Annotated in this window: 22 protein-coding genes; 13 read left to right on the forward strand and 9 right to left on the reverse strand. The window is 70.6% G+C overall.

Translation table 11 applies throughout. From position 1 onward, the window contains the following. The first annotated feature begins 255 nt into the window (after positions 1 to 255). Positions 256 to 654 (forward strand): hypothetical protein, encoded by a 399-nt coding sequence (locus AB0B94_RS22505; protein ID WP_357283255.1) that lies wholly within the window; start codon positions 256 to 258, stop codon positions 652 to 654. 18 nt (positions 655 to 672) lie between these two features. Here the strand turns inward: AB0B94_RS22505 and AB0B94_RS22510 are convergent, their stop codons facing one another. From AB0B94_RS22510 to AB0B94_RS22520, 3 genes are all read right to left on the reverse strand, one after another. Beyond that, the gene (locus AB0B94_RS22510) at positions 673 to 2139 is read right to left on the reverse strand and encodes an aminotransferase class V-fold PLP-dependent enzyme (protein WP_357283258.1); all 1467 of its coding nucleotides are present in this window, start codon (positions 2137 to 2139) and stop codon (positions 673 to 675) included. Then, positions 2129 to 3811, reverse strand: coding sequence for an ATP-binding cassette domain-containing protein (locus tag AB0B94_RS22515; RefSeq protein ID WP_357283261.1), 1683 nt, complete (start codon positions 3809 to 3811; stop codon positions 2129 to 2131). The genes AB0B94_RS22510 and AB0B94_RS22515 overlap by 11 nt, the downstream gene beginning before the upstream one ends. Before the next feature lie 112 nt (positions 3812 to 3923). Then, positions 3924 to 4544 carry a TetR/AcrR family transcriptional regulator gene (locus tag AB0B94_RS22520; protein ID WP_238669265.1) on the reverse strand — a complete coding sequence of 207 codons (621 nt, stop codon included), beginning with the start codon at positions 4542 to 4544 and terminating at the stop codon, positions 3924 to 3926. 68 nt (positions 4545 to 4612) lie between these two features. Between AB0B94_RS22520 and AB0B94_RS22525 the strand changes: the two genes are divergently transcribed. Next, entirely contained in the window at positions 4613 to 5329 is a 717-nt protein-coding gene (locus AB0B94_RS22525) for an SDR family oxidoreductase (protein WP_357283264.1), read from the forward strand. A 30-nt stretch (positions 5330 to 5359) separates the two neighbouring features. After that, entirely contained in the window at positions 5360 to 5590 is a 231-nt protein-coding gene (locus tag AB0B94_RS22530) for a 4-oxalocrotonate tautomerase family protein (RefSeq protein WP_357283267.1), read from the forward strand. A gap of 106 nt (positions 5591 to 5696) precedes the next feature. Here AB0B94_RS22530 and AB0B94_RS22535 read toward each other — a convergent pair whose 3' ends face one another. Next, entirely contained in the window at positions 5697 to 6530 is an 834-nt protein-coding gene (locus AB0B94_RS22535; RefSeq protein WP_357283270.1) for an alpha/beta hydrolase, read from the reverse strand. Continuing rightward, complete coding sequence (locus AB0B94_RS22540; RefSeq protein WP_357283273.1) at positions 6527 to 7111, reverse strand: TetR/AcrR family transcriptional regulator; 585 nt, start codon at positions 7109 to 7111, stop codon at positions 6527 to 6529. The genes AB0B94_RS22535 and AB0B94_RS22540 overlap by 4 nt, the downstream gene beginning before the upstream one ends. A 134-nt stretch (positions 7112 to 7245) precedes the next feature. Between AB0B94_RS22540 and AB0B94_RS22545 the strand changes: the two genes are divergently transcribed. From AB0B94_RS22545 to AB0B94_RS22580, 8 genes are all read left to right on the forward strand, one after another. After that, entirely contained in the window at positions 7246 to 8421 is a 1176-nt protein-coding gene (locus tag AB0B94_RS22545) for an alcohol dehydrogenase catalytic domain-containing protein (RefSeq protein ID WP_357283275.1), read from the forward strand. 535 nt (positions 8422 to 8956) lie between these two features. Then, entirely contained in the window at positions 8957 to 10504 is a 1548-nt protein-coding gene (gene mmsA, locus AB0B94_RS22550; RefSeq protein WP_357283277.1) for a multiple monosaccharide ABC transporter ATP-binding protein, read from the forward strand. Beyond that, positions 10501 to 11799, forward strand: a complete 1299-nt coding sequence (gene mmsB / locus AB0B94_RS22555; RefSeq protein WP_357283280.1) for a multiple monosaccharide ABC transporter permease — start codon at positions 10501 to 10503, stop codon at positions 11797 to 11799. Before mmsA ends, mmsB begins: the two co-directional genes overlap by 4 nt. 52 nt (positions 11800 to 11851) lie before the next feature. Then, the gene (locus AB0B94_RS22560) at positions 11852 to 12955 is read left to right on the forward strand and encodes a sugar-binding protein (protein ID WP_357283283.1); all 1104 of its coding nucleotides are present in this window, start codon (positions 11852 to 11854) and stop codon (positions 12953 to 12955) included. A 112-nt stretch (positions 12956 to 13067) separates the two neighbouring features. Continuing rightward, positions 13068 to 14330, forward strand: a complete 1263-nt coding sequence (locus AB0B94_RS22565; RefSeq protein ID WP_357283285.1) for an ROK family transcriptional regulator — start codon at positions 13068 to 13070, stop codon at positions 14328 to 14330. A 111-nt stretch (positions 14331 to 14441) separates the two neighbouring features. Further along, positions 14442 to 15410, forward strand: a complete 969-nt coding sequence (locus AB0B94_RS22570; protein ID WP_357283288.1) for an ATP-binding cassette domain-containing protein — start codon at positions 14442 to 14444, stop codon at positions 15408 to 15410. After that, entirely contained in the window at positions 15407 to 16237 is an 831-nt protein-coding gene (locus tag AB0B94_RS22575) for an ABC transporter permease (RefSeq protein WP_357283291.1), read from the forward strand. Before AB0B94_RS22570 ends, AB0B94_RS22575 begins: the two co-directional genes overlap by 4 nt. 69 nt (positions 16238 to 16306) lie before the next feature. Further along, entirely contained in the window at positions 16307 to 17395 is a 1089-nt protein-coding gene (locus tag AB0B94_RS22580; protein WP_357283293.1) for a crosslink repair DNA glycosylase YcaQ family protein, read from the forward strand. A gap of 48 nt (positions 17396 to 17443) precedes the next feature. Here AB0B94_RS22580 and AB0B94_RS22585 read toward each other — a convergent pair whose 3' ends face one another. The 3 genes from AB0B94_RS22585 to AB0B94_RS22595 all read right to left on the reverse strand — a co-directional run bounded on the left by AB0B94_RS22585 (position 17444) and on the right by AB0B94_RS22595 (position 19813). Continuing rightward, a complete protein-coding gene (locus AB0B94_RS22585; RefSeq protein WP_357283296.1) occupies positions 17444 to 18433 on the reverse strand; it encodes a transporter in 990 nt (329 codons plus the stop codon). After that, complete coding sequence (locus AB0B94_RS22590; RefSeq protein ID WP_357283299.1) at positions 18430 to 19320, reverse strand: ABC transporter ATP-binding protein; 891 nt, start codon at positions 19318 to 19320, stop codon at positions 18430 to 18432. The genes AB0B94_RS22585 and AB0B94_RS22590 overlap by 4 nt, the downstream gene beginning before the upstream one ends. An 85-nt stretch (positions 19321 to 19405) precedes the next feature. After that, entirely contained in the window at positions 19406 to 19813 is a 408-nt protein-coding gene (locus AB0B94_RS22595; protein ID WP_030335957.1) for a GntR family transcriptional regulator, read from the reverse strand. Between the two features lie 265 nt (positions 19814 to 20078). Here AB0B94_RS22595 and AB0B94_RS22600 point away from each other — a divergent pair, with 265 nt between their 5' ends. After that, positions 20079 to 21347: an Nramp family divalent metal transporter gene (locus AB0B94_RS22600; RefSeq protein ID WP_357283303.1), complete on the forward strand. Its 1269-nt coding sequence runs from the start codon at positions 20079 to 20081 to the stop codon at positions 21345 to 21347. Between the two features lie 107 nt (positions 21348 to 21454). After that, entirely contained in the window at positions 21455 to 21592 is a 138-nt protein-coding gene (locus tag AB0B94_RS22605; RefSeq protein WP_357283305.1) for a hypothetical protein, read from the forward strand. On the opposite strand, the gene AB0B94_RS22610 is transcribed toward AB0B94_RS22605, so the two are convergent. After that, the gene (locus AB0B94_RS22610; RefSeq protein ID WP_091401262.1) at positions 21593 to 21865 is read right to left on the reverse strand and encodes a hypothetical protein; all 273 of its coding nucleotides are present in this window, start codon (positions 21863 to 21865) and stop codon (positions 21593 to 21595) included. It lies immediately after the preceding gene. Positions 21866 to 21944: the final 79 nt, after the last annotated feature.

A 21944-nucleotide genomic window follows, 5' to 3' on the forward strand; every position in this document is an offset into this window, starting at 1 on the left:
ACCGCCCGATGCTGTCCAGTGAGCGGCGAAGCGCCGGGGTCGGTCGACGCCGGTGGCATCGCTCGATGTCTCCGAGTTGGACGACGCCGAACCATCGAAGGAGTTCGGCGCGGCCGAGGGTAACTCGATAGCGGTCGAATCGACCCGTCCTATTGCCGTGGGGCGTCCACGCGGGACAGGATGACGAGGCGTGCCGGAAACTTTCCCGTAACCTGCGCGCTGCTGGTCTCTGTCACAAGGAAGTGGGAGTCAGTCATGAGCGAGGCGTCGACGGCGCTGGGTGTGCGCCTCTACCCGGATCTGGTCGAGCGGGGTGGCCTGGCCCCCGCGCTGATCGAAACTGCTGCCCGCCACGGGCTCGACATCGGCCGGGTGACCGCGCCCGAGCAGGGGCGGGCCCGGTTCACCTGCGCCGAGCTGCACTCCGACGAGGGCGTGGTCTGCGTCGGGCTGGGATCGCAGGCCCGATACTTCATGATTGACCTGCGCGTCTCGGGAGAGGTTCTCGCCCGCGGCGACGTCATGGATCTGGTGCAGGTCGCCCAGGTGGCCGCGGCCTGGCGGGCCGGCCTGACGTTCGCCGAGCTGACCACCCGGTTCCCGTTCATGGAGGAGATCAAGCACCGCCCGGCGCCGGTGGCCCAGGTCAGCTAGTCGGCGGGGTCGGGCAGGTCAGCAGCGCAGCCGAGGTGGCAGTGGTGACTCCGTACCGGCGCTCCGGTTGAGGTAGGTCGACTGGACGAAGTCGACGAGGCGCTCCGCGTCGGTCGCTACCGAGGCCAGTCCGAACGAGACGCGAACCGCGCCACCCGTCGGTAGGCCCAGCGCGGCGAGGTACCTGTCGATCGTGTCGACCCCCGCCAACAGCCGCTGCCGCATCGACGTCCGGCTCATCCCGAACGCGCCCTCAGCGGCACCCGGGTTGCAGAAACAGCCGGTACGCAGGGAGATCCCGGCCGCTGCCGCCTCCCGCGCCACGAGCCGTTCGTCGACCAGCGTGCCGTCCGGATGGCGCAGGTTGAAGGTCACAGTGCCGCCGCGCCCGGCACCCGTCGTCGGCCCGTACACCTGGACCAGCGGCCCGCCGGTATCGTGCCGCATTGTGGCCAGCCGCTCCAGCAGCCACCCGGTGAGCAGGCCGACCCGGGTGTGGACGAGGTCCACGCCGATCGACTCAAGCCAGCGCAACCCGAACTCCACGTCCGGGATGCTCAGAAAGTTGAGCGTGCCGTCCTCGAACGCCGACTCGTCGTCCATCGGCCGGTGCCAGTCGCCCTGCACGCTCACCGCACGGATCGTGCCGCCGGCGAACCACGGCCGGCGCAAACGGGCCAGCGCCGAACGGCGGGCCAGCAGCGCGCCGACCCCGGTGGGGTAGCCGAAGAGCTTGTACCAGCTCAGGCAGACGAAATCCGGCCTGACGACGCTGAGGTCCAGCCGGTTCGTCGGCGCGAAGGCGGCAGCGTCGAGCAGCACGTCGTAGCCGCGCTGGTGGGCCAGCTCCACCCAACCCAGCGGGTGCTGTACCCCGGAGAAGTTGCTCTGCGCCGGGTAGGCGAACAGCCCGCGCCGACCGGGCCGACCCCACCGACGGGCCAGGCCGCCACTGCCGGCGTCGAGCGCCGCGACCAGGTCCGACTCGGCGACCCGCAGCTCCGGCCCGGTCAGCGGCAGGTAGCGCACTGACGCGCGAGCCGACCGGGCGTACTCGCGAATGCCGTTCACCGAGTTGTGGTTGTCCCAGGTGAGCACCAGCGGCGCGGCCCGGCCGAAGTCGTACGCCTCGCCGACCAGCCGGCAGGCGCCGCTGGCGTTCGGGGTGAAAATGACCGCGTACTCGGCCGGGTCGGCGCGGAAGAAGTCGAGCACCGCGCGTCGCGCCGACTCCACCAGCGAGCCCGCCGCCACACTCGTGGGGTTCTCCGAGTGGGGGTTGCTGTAGAGGCCGGCGAGCAACCGGTCGTGGTGGGCGCGCACCTGCGCCTGGGCAGCCACCCCGGCTCCGGCGTAGTCGAGGTACACCTGCCCGTCGGTGTCCAGGTGTCGGTACTCGGTGGCGCGCAGCTCGTCGATCCGGCCGGTGGCGGCGTACCCCGGCAGCCCCGTGGGGGAGGCGTGCGGCGTCGGGTCAGGACGCACGACGGGGATCCCGTCGGAGCAGGACCGCCCAGGCCGCGCCAAGAAACAGCAGCACGAAACCGCCGAGCACCAGCCAGTCGATCCACACCGGCCGGGAGAAGCTGTCGCCGTACGTGGCCAGCAGCGGCGGGCCGAGCGGGGAACCGCCGTCGCGCCAGAGCCGCTCCACCGCGGCGGTGTGCCCCAAGCCCTCGAACGCCCACCGGTTGGACATCGCGTAGCTGAGCCACTGACCGCCGACCGCCATGGCCGGCACCGGCAGGATCGCGCCGACGAACAGCACCTGTGGGAAGCAGAGCATCGGCAGCATGAGCGTCGCCTGGGCCGCGTCGGACACGGCCGCCGAGCAGAGCAGACCGAGGGCGAGCGCCGCCGCCGAGGAGAGCAGCAGCGTCGCGTACAGGGCGGCGAAGTCGGCGCCGCCGACCGGCGGTAGCCGGTCCATGCCGCGCAGCACCCCGAGCAGTGCCAGGTCCACCACTGCCAGCAGCGGCAGCAGCACCGCGACCTTCGCCAGCAGGTACGGGACCAGCCGGACACCGGCCAGCCGCTCGCGGCGCAGGATCGGCAGCTCGGTGCAGATCTGGAGCAGCCCGTAGGTCAGCCCGAAGAAGAAGCCGCCGAACGCTATCCAGAACAGGATCATCACGGTCACCGTCGGGCTGGGCCTGGTCGGCTCGAACGCCCCCGGGCGGAACAGCAGCGCGAACATGCCGAGCACCATCAGTGGCGAGCCGAGCAGGATCGCCAGGGTCAGCCGGTTGCGGACGACGATCTCCGCGTTGCGCGCGCTGAGGACCGCCCACTGGCGCAGCCGGCCGACGCGCCGCGGCGGCGTCCCGGCGACGTCACAGTCGGCGCTACGGGGCGGCGGCTCGGCCGGGCGCTGCTCGGCGAAGCGATCGGGCCACTCGGCGGGTTGCGTCGCTTCGTCGAGCCGGAGGTGCACCTCGACCAGGGACCGCAGGCCGAAGAACTCCCGGGCGGCGGCCGGCGCGCCGGTGAACGCCAGCCGGCCCTGACGGGTCAGCACGATGACCCTGTCGCAATGGTCCACGTCGGTGACCTGGTGGGTGGTCAGCACGACTGTGGCACCCGTGTCGGCGAGCGCGCGGAGCGCCCGGAGCAGCTCCACGGCGATCGCCGGGTCCAATCCGGAGGTGGGCTCGTCCAGGAAGAACACGCCGGGCCGGGTGAGCAGCTCGACGGCGATGCTGGCGCGCTTGCGTTCACCGCCGCTGAGCAGGCCGACCGGCGTGTCGGCCCGGTCGGTGAGCCGTAGCTCGGCGAGCACCTCCGCGACCCGGTCACTGATCTCGGCCGGCCCGGTGGTGGAGGACAGGCGCAGCCGGGCGGCGTACCGCAGGGTGCGGGCCAGGGGCAGCTCGCTGTGGATGATGTCGTCCTGCGGAACGACACCGATGGTGCCGGCCGTGGTGGTGCCGTCGTAGGTGACGGTGCCCGCCACCGGTCGCTGTACCCCGGAGAGGATCTCCAGCAGGGTGGTCTTGCCGGCGCCGCTGGCGCCGATGATCGCGACCAGTTCGCCCGGCGCGATGCTCACTGAGATGTCGGTCAGGATCTGGCGACCGCTCCGGACGCTCTGGCCCAGCCCTTGAGCGGCGATGCCGACCCCGGCACGCGGGGGAGACGTGGTCTGCTCGGTCGTCATGTCGAGTGCTCGATCCGGTCGGGGAGTGGTCCGCCTGAAAATCGTGCCTCGTCGATGCTACTGAGCGGCCGCGCGGTGTGCCCGGAGTGGACGGTCAGCGACCGTCGTCCGTTCAGCCGGTGGTGGTCCGCGCCCGCGCCGGCACCTGGAGGAGATCGAGGCAGTTGCGCCACAGCGTCTCCAGCTGGGTCGGGTCGTTGAGCAACTTCGCGAGCAGGACCCGCCCCTCGATCTGCGCGACGATCGATCGGGCGGCCTCCCGGCTGTCGACCGCCGGGCCCGCCAGGCCGCGCTCCTTCGCCTCGACGACGACCTGCTCGATGAGGCTGATCTGCTCCTCGAAGATTTCCTGGAGCCGACCGCGGATCTCCTCGGCCTGGTTGCTGAGTTCGAGGGCGAGGTTGCCGAACAGGCAGCCCGCGACCACGCCGGCCTTCTGCTGGCCGACGCGCTGGACCTCCTCGGTGGCCTCGAACAGGTCCCGGAGCCGCTGTAGCGGGTCGCGCTCGCTGCCGAGCAACTGCTCCCACTGGCGTCGCTGGGTGACCCAGTGCTCGTCGATGACGGTGCGGGCGAGAGCCTGCTTGGACTCGAAGAAGTAGTAGAAGCTGCCCTTCGGCACGCCTGCCGCCGCGCAGATCTCGGCCACGCCGAGCGCCGTGTAGCCGCGCTGCTCGATCAGCGTGGCGGCCGCGTCGAGGATCTTGTTCTTCGCGTCACTGGTTCGACCCATGCCTCGACGATACACGACCGGTCGGCTAGCTTTTAGTAGACCAGTCGTCTAGTGAAAGTGATTCCCTCATGAACAGCAGTCAGAACCAGAAGGTCGTTGTGATCACCGGTGCCTCCCAGGGTATCGGCGCCGACCTCGTGGCCGCCTACCGCAAGCTCGGGTACGGCGTCGTGGCGACCTCGCGCTCGATCGGCGCGTCCGACGACCCGGAGATCGTCACGGTCCGGGGCGACATCGCCGAGGCGGACACCGCCGAGCGGGTGGTGCGTGCCGCAGTGGACCGCTTCGGGCGGATCGACAGTCTGGTGAACAACGCCGGCATCTTCGTCGCCAAGCCGTTCACCGACTACACCGACGAGGAGTTCGACACGGTCACCGGGGTCAACCTCGCCGGCTTCTTCCACCTCACCCGACGCGTGCTGCCGCACCTGCTGGCCGGCGGTTCGGGGCACATCGTCAGCATCACTACCAGCTTCGTCGACCAGCCCAGTTCGCACGTTCCGTCGGTGCTCGCGTCGCTGACCAAGGGCGGCCTCAGCTCGGCCACCAAGTCCCTGGCCATCGAGTACGCGGCGCGCGGCGTACGGGTCAACGCCGTCGCGCCCGGCATCATCAAGACCCCGATGCACCCGGTCGAGACGCACCAGACGCTCGCGGGCCTGCACCCGGTCGGCCGGATGGGCGAGACCAGCGACGTCGTCGACGCCGTCCTCTACCTCGAGTCCGCTCCGTTCGTCACCGGCGAGATCCTGCACGTCGACGGCGGGCAGAACGCCGGTCACTGACTCCACCCCACACCGAGAAGGGAGTAGCCGATGCCGATCGTGACCATTCAGATCACTCGCGAGGGCAGCACCGCGGGGACGTCCGCGGCGACCGCCGAGGAGAAGGCCGCCCTCATCAAGGGCGTGAGTGAACTGCTGCGCGACGTCCTGAACAAACCGTTGACGTCGACCTTTGTGGTGATCGACGAGGTCGAGATCGAGAACTGGGGTCGCGGCGGCCTCCCGGTCGAGCAGTTCCGGCAGCGGCAGGTGCCCGAGTAGGCGCGCTGTCGCGGCGTCGGCCGGGTCCAACGCGCCGGCAGCGGGACAGCTCCACGGCGGCGGCCGGTGTGTCACCGGCCGCCGCCGGGCGTTCGGGCGGGTTGGGTCAGACCGGCGGGACCTCGGCGAAGAACTGCCGCAGCGCGTCGGCGACCATTGCGGGTGCCGTCATTGTCACGAAGTGCGACTGACCCGGCCAGACGACGTAGCTTGCCGCCGGGATCGCCTCAGCGAGGGCGTTCATCGTGGTGGGCATCGGCTCCCAGGTGTCCGCGCCGGCCAGCAGGAGAGTCGGCACGGCGATCGAGGACCACCGGCTGATGTCGGTGCTGTCCTGCGCGAGCGCCTCCAGATCGTGCAGCCAGCCGATCGCCGAGCGGCGCGCCTCGACCGGGTCGGGCACCCGATCGCCCGCGCCGGCGGCCATCGCGGCGACGATCTCGGCCGGAACCCGGGTCACGTCGTTCAGGGCCGCTGCCATCGCGGCGGCATCGTCGCGCTCGAAGGCGGCACGGTACCGGTCGAGCAACGGCGCGACCTGCGCCCCGGCCGCGTAGAGCGGCGGCTCGAAGATGGCCAGGGAGCGTACGTCGCGCGGATCAGCCAGGGCGGTGTGCAACGCCAGTGTCGCTCCGTAGGACGCGCCGACGAGATGGACCGGTTGGCCGGGGGACTGCCGGGCGGCCTCGATGACGGCGAGCAGATCGGCGGTCTCGGCCCGGAAGGACTTGGTGCCGGCCGGGACGTCGCTGGGACCGTATCCGCGCCGGGCCGGCAGCCACACCTCGTGCTCCTGGGCCAGGTGCTCCGCGACGCTGGCCCAGGAGTGCAGCCCGCCACCCGAGCCGTGCACCAGGACGACGGGGTCTCCGACGCCCAGTCGTCGTACCACCAGGTGGGTCCCGTCGGCCGACTCGACCGTCTGATCGTGGCTGTTCACTGCTGCTCCTGTTGCTGGGTTGGCCAGTTGCTCAACGTGGTGTGCACCGCGTCGAGGATCGACTGCCACGACGCGTCGACAGCGCGGGGATGCCCGAAACCGTCGACCGTCTCAAGGCTCGCGAAGCCGTGGAAGGTGCTTCGGACGAATCGCATCGCGTCGGTCAGGGCCGGCTCGTCGAGCCCGTATCCGCGCAACATCGCGTAGCTCAGCTCGATCATCCGTAGGTGCCCGCCCGACCCTGTGCCGACCTCGGGCGGCAGCTGAAGCTGGGTGGCCGCGTACTGCCCCGGATGGGCGACGGCGAACGCGCGCCAGGCGTCGGCGAACCCGATCAGGGCCTGGCGGCCGGCCCGCCCCGCCACCGCTATCGCCAGCGCGTCGGCGAACGTGGCCGCGGCCCGGACCGCGACGTGCTCGATCAACGCGTCGCGACTGCGGACGTGCACGTACAGGGCGGCGTCCGAGACCCCGAAGTGCCGGGCGACGGCCGCGACGGTCAACCGGGACAGGCCTACCGAATCCGCGAGCTCGGCTGCGGCGGCCGAGACGCGCGAGCTGGTCAGCCCCTGCCGTGGCATATCAAACCTTTGTTTCACTAGGAAAGAACTTAGGGCTCCTAACATAGCACCGGCACATGCTGCTGGGTCGGGCAGGCATGACCGGCCCAGTCGGGGGAAGACCGGCCGTTCCACAGCCGAACAGGAGAGCCGGGATGAGAGCCGTCGTCTACGCGGACGTCCGGACGGTCGCGGTCCGGGAGGTGCCCGACGCGACACTGGAGGCGGAGACCGACGCGCTCGTGCGGATCACCTCCACCGCCCTGTGTGGCACCGACCTGCACATGTACGACGGACGGACCAGCGCCGAGCCCGGCCTGGTGCTGGGTCACGAGCCGCTCGGCGTGGTGCAGGAGGTGGGCGCCGCTGTGCAGACCGTCCGAGCGGGCACCCGGGTGGTGATCCCCACGCACCTGTTCTGCGGTACGTGTGTGATGTGTGCCCGCGGGCTCTCCGCGGCCTGCCTGCGGGCCCGGGCCGAGGGGCCGGGCGCGGCGTACGGGTACGCGGGGATGGGTCCGTACCGGGGTGCGCAGGCCGACCTGCTGCGGGTGCCGTGGGCCGACGCCAACTGTGTACCCCTGCCCGGCGAGCCGGGGGACGGGTACGAGGACGACTTCGTGCTGCTCGCCGACGCGTTCGTCACCGGGTGGCACGCCGCCACCCTCGCCGAGGTCGGGCCCGGTGACACGGTGGCGGTGTTCGGCGCCGGCACCATCGGTCTGCTCGGCGCCCACGCGGCGCTGCTCCGAGGAGCCCGGGTCGTGTACTGCGTCGACGGGGTCGACGCCCGACTCGACAAGGCCGGCGAGATCGGCGCCGTGCCGATCGACTTCCGTCGGGGCGACCCGGTCGAGCAGATCCGCGCCGACCGGGCCCGGACCGGGCTGCCGCTCGGCCAGGAGAAGCTGGGCGGGGTCGACAAGGTCATCGACGCGGTCGGGTTCCAGGCCCGCGACCGGGAGCACCCCGACCGGGAGCGTCCGAACCAGGTCATCATCGACGCGGCCCGGCTGGTCAACGCCGCTGGCGCGATCGCGGTCGCCGGTGTGTACCCGGACCGGGACCCACACCCCGGGCCTGGCGCGGACGGTCACGAGGATGTGGTCGCGCCGTGGGGAGCGCTGTTCAGCAAGGGGGTGGCCGTTCGGTTCGGTCGTACCCACGACCGCCGCTACACGGTCCTGCTGCGGGACCTCGTCGTCGCGGGCCGGGCCCGGCCCAGCATGATCGTCACCCACCACGGCACCCTCGCCGACGCCCCGGAGTTGTATCGCCACTTCGACCGCCGGGAACACGGCGTGATCAAGGCGGTGCTGCACCCGAGCTGAACGACCTGGGCGGCTGCGTCGGCCCGTCCCGAACCGCGCTTAACGGACGCCAAGGCATGGACCTGCCGTCGGGTGCGCGCCGCTCGGTGACGGCGACCGTCGATGTGTCCGGCCGGCAGAGGCGTGGGTCACATCAGTTGTCCGAGACCCCTGGGCGCGCCGTTCGTACGACGTTGGGCCTGGTGCCGATCATCATCGCTCGATGGCGAGGCGGGTGCGCTGCGTCACCGGCCCGATCCTCCCCGGCGCGTCTTGCCTGGTGGGAAAGCTGCGGGTAGCGGCACGGGTCAATCGGCGCGTTGTCGCAGGTCGGCACCGGTGCTGTGCTCGAACCCGGGGTGCCGGGAGGGGCTGCGGTGGCCGCTGTGGCAGGCGAACACTGTGCCACATCTATATTGCCGGATTGTTACCTTTTCAACAGTCCCTCGCCTTGCGGATGGCCCTCCGGCCGCAATACGTTGCCGTCAACAACAAAACCAAGTGAAGGTTCAACCTTCCGGAGGCAACCGATGACGTTGGCGAGGTGGTACGAGCTATGAGCGACGTGCCCATCCTCCTTGAGATGCGCTCCATCACCAAGGAGTTTCCCGGAGTCAAGGCCCTCTCCGACGTCAACCTGGTGGTTCGCGCCGGCGAGATCCATGCCATCTGCGGCGAGAACGGCGCGGGCAAGTCCACCCTGATGAAGGTGCTCAGCGGGGTGTACCCCCACGGCACCTACGACGGCAAGATCATCTACCAGGGGTCGGAGAGCAAGTTCTCCGACATCCGGGCCAGTGAGAGCGCCGGCATCGTGATCATCCACCAGGAGCTCGCGCTCATTCCAGGGATGTCGATCGCCGAGAACATCTTCCTCGGCAACGAACCGCGCAAGCGGGGCGCGATCGACTGGAAGGCCGCGAACCGGATGGCGCTGGACCTGATGGCCCGGGTCGGTCTGGAAGAGGACCCGGACACCCTGATCAAGGACATCGGGGTCGGCAAGCAGCAGCTCGTCGAGATCGCCAAGGCGTTCGCCAAGGACGTGAAGCTGCTCATCCTCGACGAGCCCACCGCGGCGCTCAACGAGGCGGACTCCAAGCACCTGCTGGACCTGCTGCGCGGGTTCCGCTCCCGTGGCATCACCTCGATCATGATCTCGCACAAGCTGAACGAGATCGAGGCGATCGCCGACCAGATCACCATCCTGCGTGACGGCCGGACCGTGGAGACCCTCGACGTCAAGGCGGACGGGGTCGACGAGGACCGAATCGTGCGGGGCATGGTCGGCCGCGAGCTGAGCAGCCGGTTCCCGGACCACACCCCGAAGATCGGCGAGGTCTTCTTCGAGGTCCGCGACTGGAACGTCCGCCACCCGATCTCCGCCGATCGACAGGTCTGCAAGAACGAGAGCTTCGTGGTGCGCCGCGGCGAGATCGTCGGCTTCGCCGGTCTCATGGGCGCGGGCCGGACCGAACTGGCGATGAGTGTCTTCGGCCGCTCCTACGGGGTGTACGAGTCGGGCACGATCATCAAGGACGGCAAGGAGATCGTGCTGAAGTCGGTGGCGGACGCCATCGACCACGGGCTCGCGTACGTCAGCGAGGACCGCAAGGCGCTCGGCCTCAACCTGCTCGACGACATCAAGACGTCGACGGTGGCCGCCAAGCTGTCCAAGATCTCGCATCACGGCGTGCTGAACGAGGTCGAGGAGTACCAGGCGGCCGAGGCGTACCGCAAGGAGTTGCGGACCAAGGCTCCGACCGTCGACGAGGGCGTTTCCAAGCTCTCCGGCGGTAACCAGCAGAAGGTCGTCCTGGCCAAGTGGATGTTCAGCGACCCGGACCTGCTGATCCTCGACGAGCCGACCCGCGGCATCGACGTGGGCGCCAAGTACGAGATCTACGGCATCATCCAGCGGCTCGCCGACCAGGGGAAGGGCGTCGTCGTCATTTCCTCGGAGCTGCCTGAGCTGATCGGGCTCTGCGACCGCATCTACACCGTCTTCGAAGGCGCCATCACGGGCGAGATCGCCCGGGCGGACGCGAACCCGGAAACCCTCATGAAGCAGATGACCTCGACGAAGAAGTTGGCCACCCGATGAGCCGTATCAGAGACCTTCAGAAGAACCTGTTTGGAGGCACGACCTCCAACGCCCGCCAGTTCGGGATGATCTTCACCCTGGTGGCGATCGTCTTGATCTTCCAGATCTGGACCAATGGGCTGACGCTGCGGTCGGACAACCTGATCGCGCTGTTCCAGCAGAACTCGTACATCCTGATCCTGGCCATCGGCATGCTCATGGTGATCGTCGCCGGGCACATCGACCTCTCGGTCGGCTCGGTCGCGGCGTTCACCGGCATCCTGGTCGCCAAGTCGATGACCGAGTGGGATCTGCCCTGGCCCGCCGCCATCGTGTTCGGCCTCGCCATCGGCGCGGTGATCGGCGCCTGGCAGGGCTTCTGGGTGGCGTACATCGGGGTGCCGGCGTTCATCGTCACCCTGGCCGGCATGCTGCTCTTCCGCGGTGGCAACCAGTTCATCGGCAACGCGCAGAGCGTCCCGGTGCCGGAGGGCTTCCGGGAGATCGGCTCGGGCTTCCTGCCCGAGTTCGGCCCGAACACCGGCTACAACAACGCCACCCTGCTGCTCGGTCTGGCCGCCGCGGTCGCGGTGGTGTGGCGCGAGATCCAGGCCCGTAACACCCGTCGGGCCATGGACGCCGACCCGGCGCCCATGTGGATCTCGATCCTGCGGATGGCCGTCATGGTCGGGGTCATCGCCTTCGCGGCGCTGCGCTTCGCCAGCGGTCGCGTCGGCACCAGCTTCCCGATCTCCGGCATCATCCTGGTGGCGCTGGTCATCGCGTACTCCTTCTACACCCGCAATACGGCCGGTGGCCGGCACATCTACGCGGTGGGCGGCAACTCCCGGGCGGCCGAGCTGTCCGGCGTGAAGCTCAAGCGGGTCAACTTCTTCGTCATGATGAACATGTCCGTCCTGGCCGCGCTGGCCGGCATGATCTTCGTGGCCCGTTCGCAGGCCTCCGGCCCGCAGGACGGCAACGGCTGGGAGCTGGACGCCATCGCCGCGGTCTTCATCGGCGGCGCGGCCGTCGCCGGCGGCATCGGCACCATCAGCGGCTCCATCGTCGGTGGTCTCGTCATGGCCGTGCTCAACAACGGCCTCCAGCTTCAGGGCGTGGGCACCGACAAGGTCCAGATCATCAAGGGCCTGGTCCTGCTGCTGGCCGTCGCGATCGACGTCTACAACAAGCGCCAGGGGCGGTTCTCCATCATCGGGAGCCTGATGCGGCCGTTCCGCCGCGACGACTCCACTCCACCCGCCTCACCGCCGGACGCGGAGCGCGAGCCCGCCAAGGCAGCGGTGTCCGGCTGACGGTCACCGACCTCACCACCCCGTTACACCTCCAGAAAGGCAAGTCCTCACCATGCGTAAATTCTTCGGCACGTCGGTGGTCGCGGTCAGCGCCGCCGCCATGCTGGCCCTCGCCGGCTGTGGTTCCGGCCGCGACGGCGACAGCAGCTCCAGCGGCGACGCCGCCAAGGGCTTCGCGGCCAACTCCCTGATCGGCGTGGCCCTTCCGGCCAAGACCTCGGAGAACTGGGTCCTCGCCGGTGACCTGTTCAGCAACGGTCTCAAGGAGGCCGGTTTCCAGGCTGACGTGCAGTACGCCGGCGCGTCGACCACTGTGGCCGACCAGCAGGCCCAGATCACCGCCATGACCACCAAGGGCGCCAAGGTCATCGTCATCGGCGCGACCGACGCCGCGCAGCTGGCGACCCAGGTCGCGGCGGCGCACGCCGCCGGCGCCAAGGTGATCGCGTATGACCGGCTCATCACCAACACGCCGGACCTCGACTACTACGTGGCGTTCGACAACTTCAAGGTCGGCCAGCTCCAGGGCCAGGCCCTGCTGGACGGCATGAAGGCCAAGAAGCCGAACGGCCCGTACAACATCGAGCTGTTCTCCGGCTCGCCGGACGACAACAACGCCGGTGTCTTCTTCAACGGCGCGATGGACGTGCTCAAGCCGGAGATCGACAAGGGCAACGTCGTCGTCGCCTCGGGTCAGAAGGACGTCAAGCAGACCGCCATCCAGGGCTGGAAGGCCGAGGGTGCGCAGGCCCGCATGGACCAGCTGCTGACCTCGACCTACGGCAACAAGGAGCTGGACGGCGTCCTCTCCCCGAACGACACCCTGGCCCGCGCGATCATCACCTCGGTCAAGGGTGCCGGCAAGGCGGTCCCGGTCGTCACCGGTCAGGACTCCGAGGTCGAGTCGGTCAAGTCGATCGTCAAGGGCGAGCAGTACATGACGATCAACAAGGACACCCGCAACCTGGTGAAGGAGACCATCAACATGGTCAAGGCCCTCCAGGCCGGCGACAAGCCGCAGGTGAACGACACCAAGTCCTACAACAACGGCAGCAAGGTCGTCGACACGTACCTGCTCCCGCCGGTCGCCGTCACCAAGGCGAACGCGGCGGAGGCGTACGCCACCGACCCGAAGCTCGCGCCGCTCACCAAGTAATCACCGCACGGTAGGTAGTAACGCCGATGGGTCCCGGGTCTCCTCTACCGGGACCCATCGTCGTCCCTGCACCCCCGCACCAACCGGCCTCGACCCGGAAGGAGGTCTGACCGTGGCGACACCAGTACGGGCCAGGCCAGCCGGCGTCGGCCGCAACGCCGAATCCCCGCTGCCGTCGGTTCCCGGCGCCAGCCAGGAGGAGATCCGGCGGCAGAATCTCGGCGCTGTGCTGCGCTACGTCCACCTGCACGGACCGACGTCCCGCGCCGAGCTGACCAGCCGGCTCGGCCTCAACCGAAGCACCATCGGCGCCCTCGCAGCCGACCTGGTCACCAGCGGCCTGGTCACCGAGGAGGCGCCGACCACCGCTCGCCGCGCCGGCCGTCCCTCGCTGGTGGTCAGCCCGCGCTCCGACCGGGTCTACGCACACGCGTTGAGCATCGACGCGGACCGGCTGCGTGCCGCCCGGGTCGGCCTCGGCGGGCAGATCCTCGATCTGCGGGAGATCCCCCGACCCAGCGGCATGTCGGCGATCGAAGCCGTCGGGCCCCTCGCCGGCCTGGTCCGCGACATGGAACGCGCGGTGGCCGGCGACGCGCTGCTGGTCGGCGGCGCCGCCGCGGTCACCGACACCACCCGCGACCCGGACGGCAGGCTCCGGATCGCCAGCATCGACGAGACGTTCGCCGCCGCGCTGGAGGCGGAGTTCAGCTCCGGCCCCGGCTTCGTGGCGGGGGACCTGGCCGACATCGCCGGCCTGGCCGAGCACGTCCGGGGCGTCGCGGTCGGCATCGACGACCTCATCTACCTGCATGGAGACCTGGGCATCAGCGCCGGCATCATCGTCGGTGGCCGACTGGTGATCGGCCACCGGGGTCACAGCGGCAAGGTCGGCCACATGGTCGTCAACCCCAATGGCCTGCCGTGCGGCTGCGGTTCACGCGGCTGCTGGGAAACCGAGATCTCGGAAGCCGCGCTGTTGCGGCACGCTGGCCGTGACCCGAGCGACCGCGCGGCGGTGGCCGAGGTGCTGCGCGCCGCGGCGGCCGGCGATCCGACCGCCCGCGCGGCCGTCGAGCAGGTGGCGGACTGGCTCGGCTTCGGCGTGGCGAACCTGGTCAACGTGGTCAACCCGGACGCCGTGGTGTTCGGTGGCTCGCTGCGCGACATCTTCACCGCCGGTGCGGACGTGGTCCGGGACCGGCTCGACACCATGCCACTGCCCGCCTCCCGCGAGCACCTGCGGTTGCGCGCGGCGGCGCTCGGCCGCGACGCCGTCCTGATCGGCGCCGCCGAGTTGGCGTTCGACAAACTCCTGGCCGACCCGTTGAACGTCGGCGTCGTGGGCCAGGTCGGGACCGCCGAGCCCGCCTAGTCGCCCGACTTCCCGCCCGGTGCCGGCGCGGCGCCGCCGGCCCTTCATGCGGCTGTCCGTACGCGCTATCGTACGTCGTACGGTGGCAGGCGGATTCGGGAGGGGAGCGCTGTGACGACAAGAGCCGACGCGATAGTGGCGCAGGGGCTGCGCAAGCGATATCGGGACCGGTACGCGCTGGACGGGTTCGACCTGCGGGTGCCGCAGGCAACGGTGTGCGGCCTGCTCGGCCCGAACGGGGCCGGCAAGACCACCTCGGTACGGATCCTCTCCACCCTGCTCCGACTCGACGAGGGTCGCGCCGAGGTGGCCGGCTTCGACGTGACCCGCCAGCCCGACCAGGTGCGTTACCGCATCGGGCTGGTGGGGCAGCATCCCGCCCTCGACGACGCGCTGAGCGGCCGGCAGAATCTGGTGCTCTTCGGCCGGCTGTTCCACCTGGGTCGCCGCCGGGCCCGTCAACGGGCGGTCGAGCTGCTGGAACGCTTCGGTCTCGCCGACGCCGCCGAACAGCCGGTCAGCACGTACTCCGGCGGCATGCGCCGACGGCTCGACCTGGCGGCCGGCATGATCCTGGCCCCCGCGGTCCTCTTCCTCGACGAGCCCACCACCGGGCTGGACCCGCGTGGCCGCAACGAGGTGTGGGAGTCCGTCCGGGAGTTGGTACGCACCGGCACCACGGTGCTGCTCACCACCCAGCAACTGGACGAGGCGGACCAACTCGCCGACCGGATCTCGGTGGTCGAGGCCGGCCGGGTGATCGCCGAGGGAACTCCGGACGACCTCAAGACCCGCCTCGGCGGCGATCGCATCGAGGTTGTCGTCGCGGCACCGAGCGACCTTGCCGCCGCCGTCTCGCAGATCCGCCGGGCGGCCGACGACGAACCGACAGTCGACGTGGACCGGCGGATGGTGAGCGTCCGGGTCGGTCACCAGGCCGGTGCGCTCGTCGACGTGTTGCGGGCACTCGACGCCGTGAACGTCGCGGTGGCGGACGTCGCGCTGCGCCGGCCAACCCTGGACGACGTGTTCCTGCACCTCACCGGGGACCGGGCGGCGACCGCCGAGGTGGCGGCATGAGCGCGGTGAGCATGCCGGCTCCGCCGGTGGACCTGACGCCCGGCCGGCCCACCCTCCTGGCCGACAGCGGCACCCTGATCTGGCGCGGCCTGGCCCGGTGGCGACGCGATCCCGGCCCGCTGATCGCCTCGCTCGGCTTCAACATCCTGATAGTGCTGATGTTCGCCTACCTGTTCGGTGGGGCGTTGCAGGTGCCCGGCGGTGGGAGCTACCGAGAGTTCCTGATGCCCGGCATGTTCGTGATGACCATGGTCTTCGGCATCAGCCTCACCACTGTCGCCGTCGCCGAGGACCTGGAGCGCGGGGTGACCGACCGGCTTCGATCGATGCCCGTCTCGCCGCTCGCGCCGCTGGCGGCCCGGGCGGTGGCCGACATGCTGTTCGCGCTGGTCACCCTCGGGGTCCTGGTGCTGACCGGTCTCGCCATCGGGTGGCGGGCACACGGCGGGGTCGGCGTCACGCTGGCGGCGGTGGGCTTGATCCTGCTGCTGCGCTTCGCCCTGATCTGGGTCGGCATCTTCCTCGGGTTGGTCACCCGTGGGCAGACGGCAGTGGTGGCCGTGCAGACCCTGGAGTTTCCGCTCGGCTTCCTCTCCAACGCGTTCGTCGCACCGTCCACCATGCCCGCCTGGCTCGGTGCGGTGGCCGCGTGGAATCCGTTGTCGGCGACCGTCGGCGCGACCCGTGAGCTGTTCGGCAACCCCGGTTGGGGCGGCGACTCCTGGGCGGCGCAGCACCACCAGTTGCTGGCGGTGCTCTGGCCGCTCGTCCTGGTCGCGGTCTTCCTGCCACTCTCGGTCGCCAGGTATCGACGGTTGGCCGGCTGAGCCGCGCGGACGCGGGGTTCGACTTTCTGGGCCCGATCGGTGTCGGTGGTCGTCATGAGGATCAGCGGCGTGGATGCGCACCGACTCGATCGGGCCCAGGCGCGGCGGATCGCCATCCGGGCCCAACTGCTGGCCGCTCCGCGTCCGACCGACCTGCTGGCGGTGGTCCGCCAGTTGACCCTTGTGCAGATCGACCCCACCGCCGCCGTCGCGCCCAGCGCCGACCTCGTCTGCTGGAGCCGGCTCGGCTCGTCGTACCAGCCAGCGCAGATGCGCGAGGCCCTCGAACGGGACCGGACGCTCTTCGAGCACCAGGCGATGGTGCGACCGATGGACGACCTGGGGCTCTTCCTCGCGGCGATGGCGGTGTCACCGGGTCATGAGCGCCACCGCGAGTGGCTGCGCGCCAACGACTCGTTCCGACGGGACGTCCTCGACCTGCTCGGCCGTTCCGGTCCGTTGCTCTCCCGCGACATCCCGGACACGAGCGCCGTGCCCTGGCCGTCGTCGGGCTGGACGAACAATCGCAACGTCACCCAGATGCTGGAGTTCCTGGTCCTGCGCGGCGAGGTCGCGATCGCGGGCCGCCAGGGCCGACAGCGGCTCTGGGACGTGGCCGAGCGGGTCTACCCGGCCGACGTGCCCGTCATCGAGCTGGAGCAGGCGCGCCGGCTTCGCGACGAGCGACGGCTGCGGGCGCTGGGCATCGCGCGGGCGAGGGCGGTGATCGTGCCCGGCGAGCCGGCCGAGGTCGGTGACGCCGGCGAGCCGGCGATCGTCGAGGGCGTCGCGGGGGAGTGGCGGGTGGACCCGGCCGCGTTGGGTCAACCCTTCACCGGGCGTACGGCGCTGTTGTCACCGTTCGACAGGCTGGTGCACGACCGGGTCCGCCTCGCCGACCTCTTCGAGTACGAGTACGTGCTGGAGATGTACAAGCCCAGGGCGGCCCGACGGTGGGGCTACTTCGCCCTGCCGGTCCTGCACGGCGATCGGCTGGTCGGAAAGGTGGACGCCACGGCGGAGCGGCGGCGCGGCACGCTCACTGTGCACGCCGTCCATGAGGACGTGCCCTTCACCCCGGAGGTGGCCCGGGCCGTGCACGAGGAGCTGCACGACCTGGCGTCCTGGCTGTCGCTGACCGTCGAGGGCCTGCGCTGACGGGTGATCGCCGAGGCCCCCGCTCCCCGACGACCACCCGTCGCCCAGCTAGGCGATCCGGCGGACCCGGCGCACCGCCAGGTAGAGCAGCAGCACGGCGAGGGCGACGAAGATGCCCGTCTCGATGCCCTGGAACAGCCAGAACCGGTCCGCCGGCTGATAGAGCTGCCAGTTGTACGCGCCCGGTTCGAGGCCCAACTCGGACCCGCAGACCCGACCGTCCGGCCCCTTCCCGCCCGGCGGGCACTGGATCCGGGTGTCCTCTGCGATCATCGTTCCGTCCGGGTTGCGCACACCCTGGGTGAGGATCCAGTCCCCCCGGCTGACCTCCGGTGGCCCTTCCCCCTCGATCGGGAAGGTCTGGGTGCGGGCCGGCTGGTAGTGCGGCCGCGCCAGGATCTCGACCGCCGCCCGTACGCCGATGAACCCAGCGAGGGTGATGCCCATGGCCGGCAGCATCCGCTTCCACATCGTGCCGGCGAAGACGCCCAGCGCCACGGCGAACAGGGTGTAGCCGATCGGGACGATGCCCTGCAGGTCGAAGACGATCATGCCGAGCCGGCCCTCGTACGTGGCCTTGGTCAGCGGGTCGACCCACCACGACATGCCCAGCCCGTAGATCGCCGCGAGGACCACGACGGCCCCGCCCACCAGCCCGAACTTCACCAGCGCCCAGCGGGTCCGGCCGACGCCCTGGGTCCAGACGAACCGGTGCGTGCCGTGCTCCACCTCCCGGGCGACCAGCGGTGCACCCCAGAACAGGCCGACCAGCACCGGCAGGGTGATCAGCAGTACGGCCACCAGGTTCAGGCCGCTGTACTGGTTGCCGAAGCGGCGGAAACCCGCGTCGCAGGCATCCCTGGTCGCCGCCGCCACATTGGTGTCGGAGAGCTGGCGTGCGCAGTCCACCAGCCCGAGTTCGGCGAAGGTGTGCCGCATCGCCAGGCCGATCGGCACCAGTAGGGCGGCCAGCGCCGCGAGCGCCAGCAGGGTGTAGAACGCCTGCTTGCGGTGTTGCCGCCAGGTCAGCCAGATCATGCTGCCACCCCCCACTCGCTGTGACTGGTCTGCGTGGTGCCGTCGGCCAGGTAGGCCAGCACGACGTCCTCCAGGCTGACCTCGCGGACCGTCCAGGCCGGATCGGTGATCGGCCCGTCGGTGCGGACAAGCAGTGTGGACTGCCTGTCGGTGTGGCTGGCCCGGAGCACTGCGGCGACGCCCCCGATGGCGCCGCCGTCGTGCCGTGGCCCGACGAGCTGCCGGTGCTCGGTGACCAGGTCGTCGACCGCGCCGGTGAGCTGCACCTGAGAGGCGTTCAGCACGATCAGGTAGTCGCAGACGCGTTCCAGGTCGGCCAGCAGGTGCGAGGAGAGCAGGACTGTGGTGCCCGACTCCGCGACGCTGCCCATCAGCGACTGGAGGAACTCCCGTCGAGCCAGCGGGTCGAGGCTGGCGACCGGTTCGTCGAGCAGCAGCAGCCGGGGCTGCTTGGCCAGTGCCAGGGCCAGCGCGACCTGGGCCCGTTGCCCGCCGGAGAGCTTGCCGACCGGCTTGTCCGGTGGAATGCCGAGCTGCGCCAGCCGTTGGCGGGCCAACGCCGCGTCCCACCGCTTGTTCAGCTTGCCGCCCGCGGTGACCAGCTCGGCCGCGGTGAAGTCCCGATACAGGGGGGTGTCCTGGGCGACGAAACCGATGTCGGCCAGGCCCTCCGTGTCGCCGTACGGGGACCGGCCGAACACCCGGACCGTGCCGGCGTCGGGCTTGAGCAGCCCGACGGCCAGGTGCAGCAGCGTGCTCTTGCCCGCGCCGTTCGGCCCGACCAACGCGGCGATCCGGCCGGCCGGCAGATGCAGTGAGCAGTCCCGCAACGCCCAGGTGCTGCCGTACCGCTTGCCGAGCCGGTCTGCTTCCAAGACCATGTCCATCCCTTGTCCTCTCGTTCCGTTCACGCCACCGCTTCGCGGTCGCGCGAGCGCTCGCGGTGCCTCATGGTTCGTTCGGTCTGCTCGCTCACGCGGGCTCCTTCTGCGGGGCGTCGTCGGCGAGGGTGGCGCGCAGCGTCGTCTCGACCAGGGCGATGACGTCCTCCGCGGTGAGACCGGCCGCTTGCGCCCGGTGCAGCCAGGCGACCAGGTCGTCGCGCAGCTCGGCCTGGTTGGGCAGGGACGCGCCGGCCAGGGTGCGCTGGACGAACGTGCCCACCCCGGGTCGGCCGCCGACCAGACCCTCGATCTCCAACTCCCGGTACGCCTTCAGCACCGTGTTCGGGTTGATCGCCAGGGATTGCGCGACGTCCCGGACCTTCGGCAACTGGTCGCCCGGTGTCAGCAGGCCAACCCGTAGCGCCTGTTTCACCTGCTGCACGAGCTGCATGTAGGTGTTCACCTTCGACCGGCTGTCCAGTACGAACTCGATCACTCCCGATGATCCTTCCTGTTGTCCTACGACAGTAGGACTAATAGACAGCTTCATCGGTGACCCACCGGCTGTCAAGCCCGGCGCGGCAGGTTCTGGTCGGGCACGGCGCGTCTCGTCCGGCGCGCCGCGTGCTGGCCGGCGGCGCATCGGGTCCCGACCGGCGTGGTGGGCCGACCCGGTGGCACCGGCAGGCCACCGGTTGGCCCCCAAGGGTCAGCCCGCGGGGAAGGGAGCGGCAGCGATCCGCGTGGACGGGAGGTGTTCGATGGTCACCAACGAACTGACGACGTCGAGGGCGACTCCGCTACAGGCCGCTCGCGCCCGGGGTCGCGTACGTGGACGGTTGATCCTGCTCGGCCCGGCGTTCGTCGCCGCCGTCGCGTACGTCGACCCCGGCAACTTCGCCACCAACTCCGCCGCCGGCGCCCGCTACGGCTATCTGCTGGTCTGGGTCGTGGTGGTGGCCAACCTGATGGCGATGCTGGTGCAGACGCTCACCGCGAAGCTGGGTCTGGCCACCGGGCGCAGCCTGCCCGAGCTGTGTCGGGAACGCCTACCCCGGCCGGTGAACCGGGTGATGTGGGTGCAGGCCGAGCTCGTCGCCATGGCCACCGACCTGGCCGAGGTGATCGGCGGTGCGGTCGCCCTGTACCTGCTCTTCGGCATCCCCCTACTGCCCGGCGGAATCATCATCGGCACTGCCGCGTTCGCCGTGCTCGCCCTGCGCTCGCGCGGGTACCGCGCCTTCGAGGTCGTCATCGCCGTCCTGCTCGGGGTGATCGTGCTGGCCTTCGCCGCCAACCTGCTCGCCTCCGGCTCCGACCCCGCTTCGGCCATGGCCGGTCTGGTGCCTCGTCTACAAGGCACGGACAGTGTGCTGTTGGCCGCCGGCATCCTCGGCGCGACGGTCATGCCGCACGTCATCTACGTGCACTCCGCGCTCACCCGCGACCGCATTCCCGCCGCCGACGACGCCGAGCGTCGGATCCTGTTCCGCGGCCAGCGCACCGACGTGCTGCTCGCCCTGAGCGCCGCCGGCGCGGTCAACCTCGCCATGCTGCTGATCGCCGCGGCCAGCTTCCGGGGCGGCGGCCCGGGCGGCGCGGACAGCCTGGAGGGGGTGCACGCCGGGCTCGGCCAGACCATCGGGACCGCCGCCGCGTTCGGGTTCGCCGTCGCGCTGCTGGTCTCGGGGCTCGCCTCCACGAGCGTCGGCACCTACGCCGGAGAGGTGATCATGCAGGGCTTCCTGCGTCGGCGGGTGCCGCTGCTGCTGCGTCGGCTGGTCACCCTGCTGCCCGCGCTGGCCGTGCTCGCCATCGGCCTCGACCCGACCCGGGCGCTCGTGCTGTCCCAGGTCATCCTCAGCTTCGGCATCCCGTTCGCGCTGATCCCGGTGGTCGCCTTCACCCGCCGACGCGACCTGATGGGCAACCTGGTCAACCACCCGCTCACCACCGCCGCCGCGTCAGTGGTGGCCGTGCTGGTGGTCGCGCTCAACGCGTTCCTCCTCTGGCAGGTCGTCGCCGGCTGAGCCGGCTGGCCGGAATCGCCGGCTGAGCCCGGTCCGGCTGCCTGGTCACGGACACCCGGATGGGCGTCATGCCGGTGAGTCATGCTGATGACTCACCGGCATGACCCGTGAGAGACCATGTCGGCGGCCGGGCCGGGCCGGGCCGGGCCGGGTGGGGCCGGGTGGGCCGGGCGCGTACCGAGGGCCGCCCCGCCCTGGCGTCCGAAGCCGGCGGGGTGGCCCGAGCCGGCCTGGGGCGGGTGTGATCAGGTGCGACGTCCTTCGTCGCGGGCCGGGATCTCCTGACGCTGTTCGAGGGCGTCCGCCGGGTTGGCGTCGGCCGGCAGCGACGTCACCTCCTCGAGCGTGCCCGCCGGGAAGGCGCCCTGCTCGGCCAGGTCGGCCTCGGCCGCCTCCGGGTCCACATCACCCGACACCCGGTCCGGCGGTCCGACATCGAACGCGTCCTGCCGTTGTTCCAGGGCATCCGCCTCCGGCGGAGGGAACGTGCCGCCCTGTTCGTCCCGGTACGTGCTCATCGCAGCCTCCCACCCGGCGGGTGTCGACATGCCGCCGGGCCGCTGCCTACCCGCCAGCGACGCACTCACGCCGCCCCGC

The organism is Micromonospora sp. NPDC048986, from assembly GCF_040649335.1.
Lineage (GTDB): Bacteria > Actinomycetota > Actinomycetes > Mycobacteriales > Micromonosporaceae > Micromonospora > Micromonospora alfalfae.

Coding starts and splice junctions, on each gene's coding strand:
- AB0B94_RS22530 (WP_357283267.1), top strand. CDS start 5,360: ATGCCGATCGTGACCATTCAGATCACTCGCGAGGGCAGCACCGCGGGG.
- AB0B94_RS22560 (WP_357283283.1), top strand. CDS start 11,852: ATGCGTAAATTCTTCGGCACGTCGGTGGTCGCGGTCAGCGCCGCCGCC.
- AB0B94_RS22525 (WP_357283264.1), top strand. CDS start 4,613: ATGAACAGCAGTCAGAACCAGAAGGTCGTTGTGATCACCGGTGCCTCC.
- AB0B94_RS22590 (WP_357283299.1), bottom strand. CDS start 19,320: ATGGACATGGTCTTGGAAGCAGACCGGCTCGGCAAGCGGTACGGCAGC.
- AB0B94_RS22505 (WP_357283255.1), top strand. CDS start 256: ATGAGCGAGGCGTCGACGGCGCTGGGTGTGCGCCTCTACCCGGATCTG.
- mmsB (WP_357283280.1), top strand. CDS start 10,501: ATGAGCCGTATCAGAGACCTTCAGAAGAACCTGTTTGGAGGCACGACC.
- AB0B94_RS22575 (WP_357283291.1), top strand. CDS start 15,407: ATGAGCGCGGTGAGCATGCCGGCTCCGCCGGTGGACCTGACGCCCGGC.
- AB0B94_RS22540 (WP_357283273.1), bottom strand. CDS start 7,111: ATGCCACGGCAGGGGCTGACCAGCTCGCGCGTCTCGGCCGCCGCAGCC.
- mmsA (WP_357283277.1), top strand. CDS start 8,957: ATGAGCGACGTGCCCATCCTCCTTGAGATGCGCTCCATCACCAAGGAG.
- AB0B94_RS22545 (WP_357283275.1), top strand. CDS start 7,246: ATGAGAGCCGTCGTCTACGCGGACGTCCGGACGGTCGCGGTCCGGGAG.
- AB0B94_RS22515 (WP_357283261.1), bottom strand. CDS start 3,811: ATGACGACCGAGCAGACCACGTCTCCCCCGCGTGCCGGGGTCGGCATC.
- AB0B94_RS22600 (WP_357283303.1), top strand. CDS start 20,079: ATGGTCACCAACGAACTGACGACGTCGAGGGCGACTCCGCTACAGGCC.
- AB0B94_RS22520 (WP_238669265.1), bottom strand. CDS start 4,544: ATGGGTCGAACCAGTGACGCGAAGAACAAGATCCTCGACGCGGCCGCC.
- AB0B94_RS22610 (WP_091401262.1), bottom strand. CDS start 21,865: ATGAGCACGTACCGGGACGAACAGGGCGGCACGTTCCCTCCGCCGGAG.
- AB0B94_RS22585 (WP_357283296.1), bottom strand. CDS start 18,433: ATGATCTGGCTGACCTGGCGGCAACACCGCAAGCAGGCGTTCTACACC.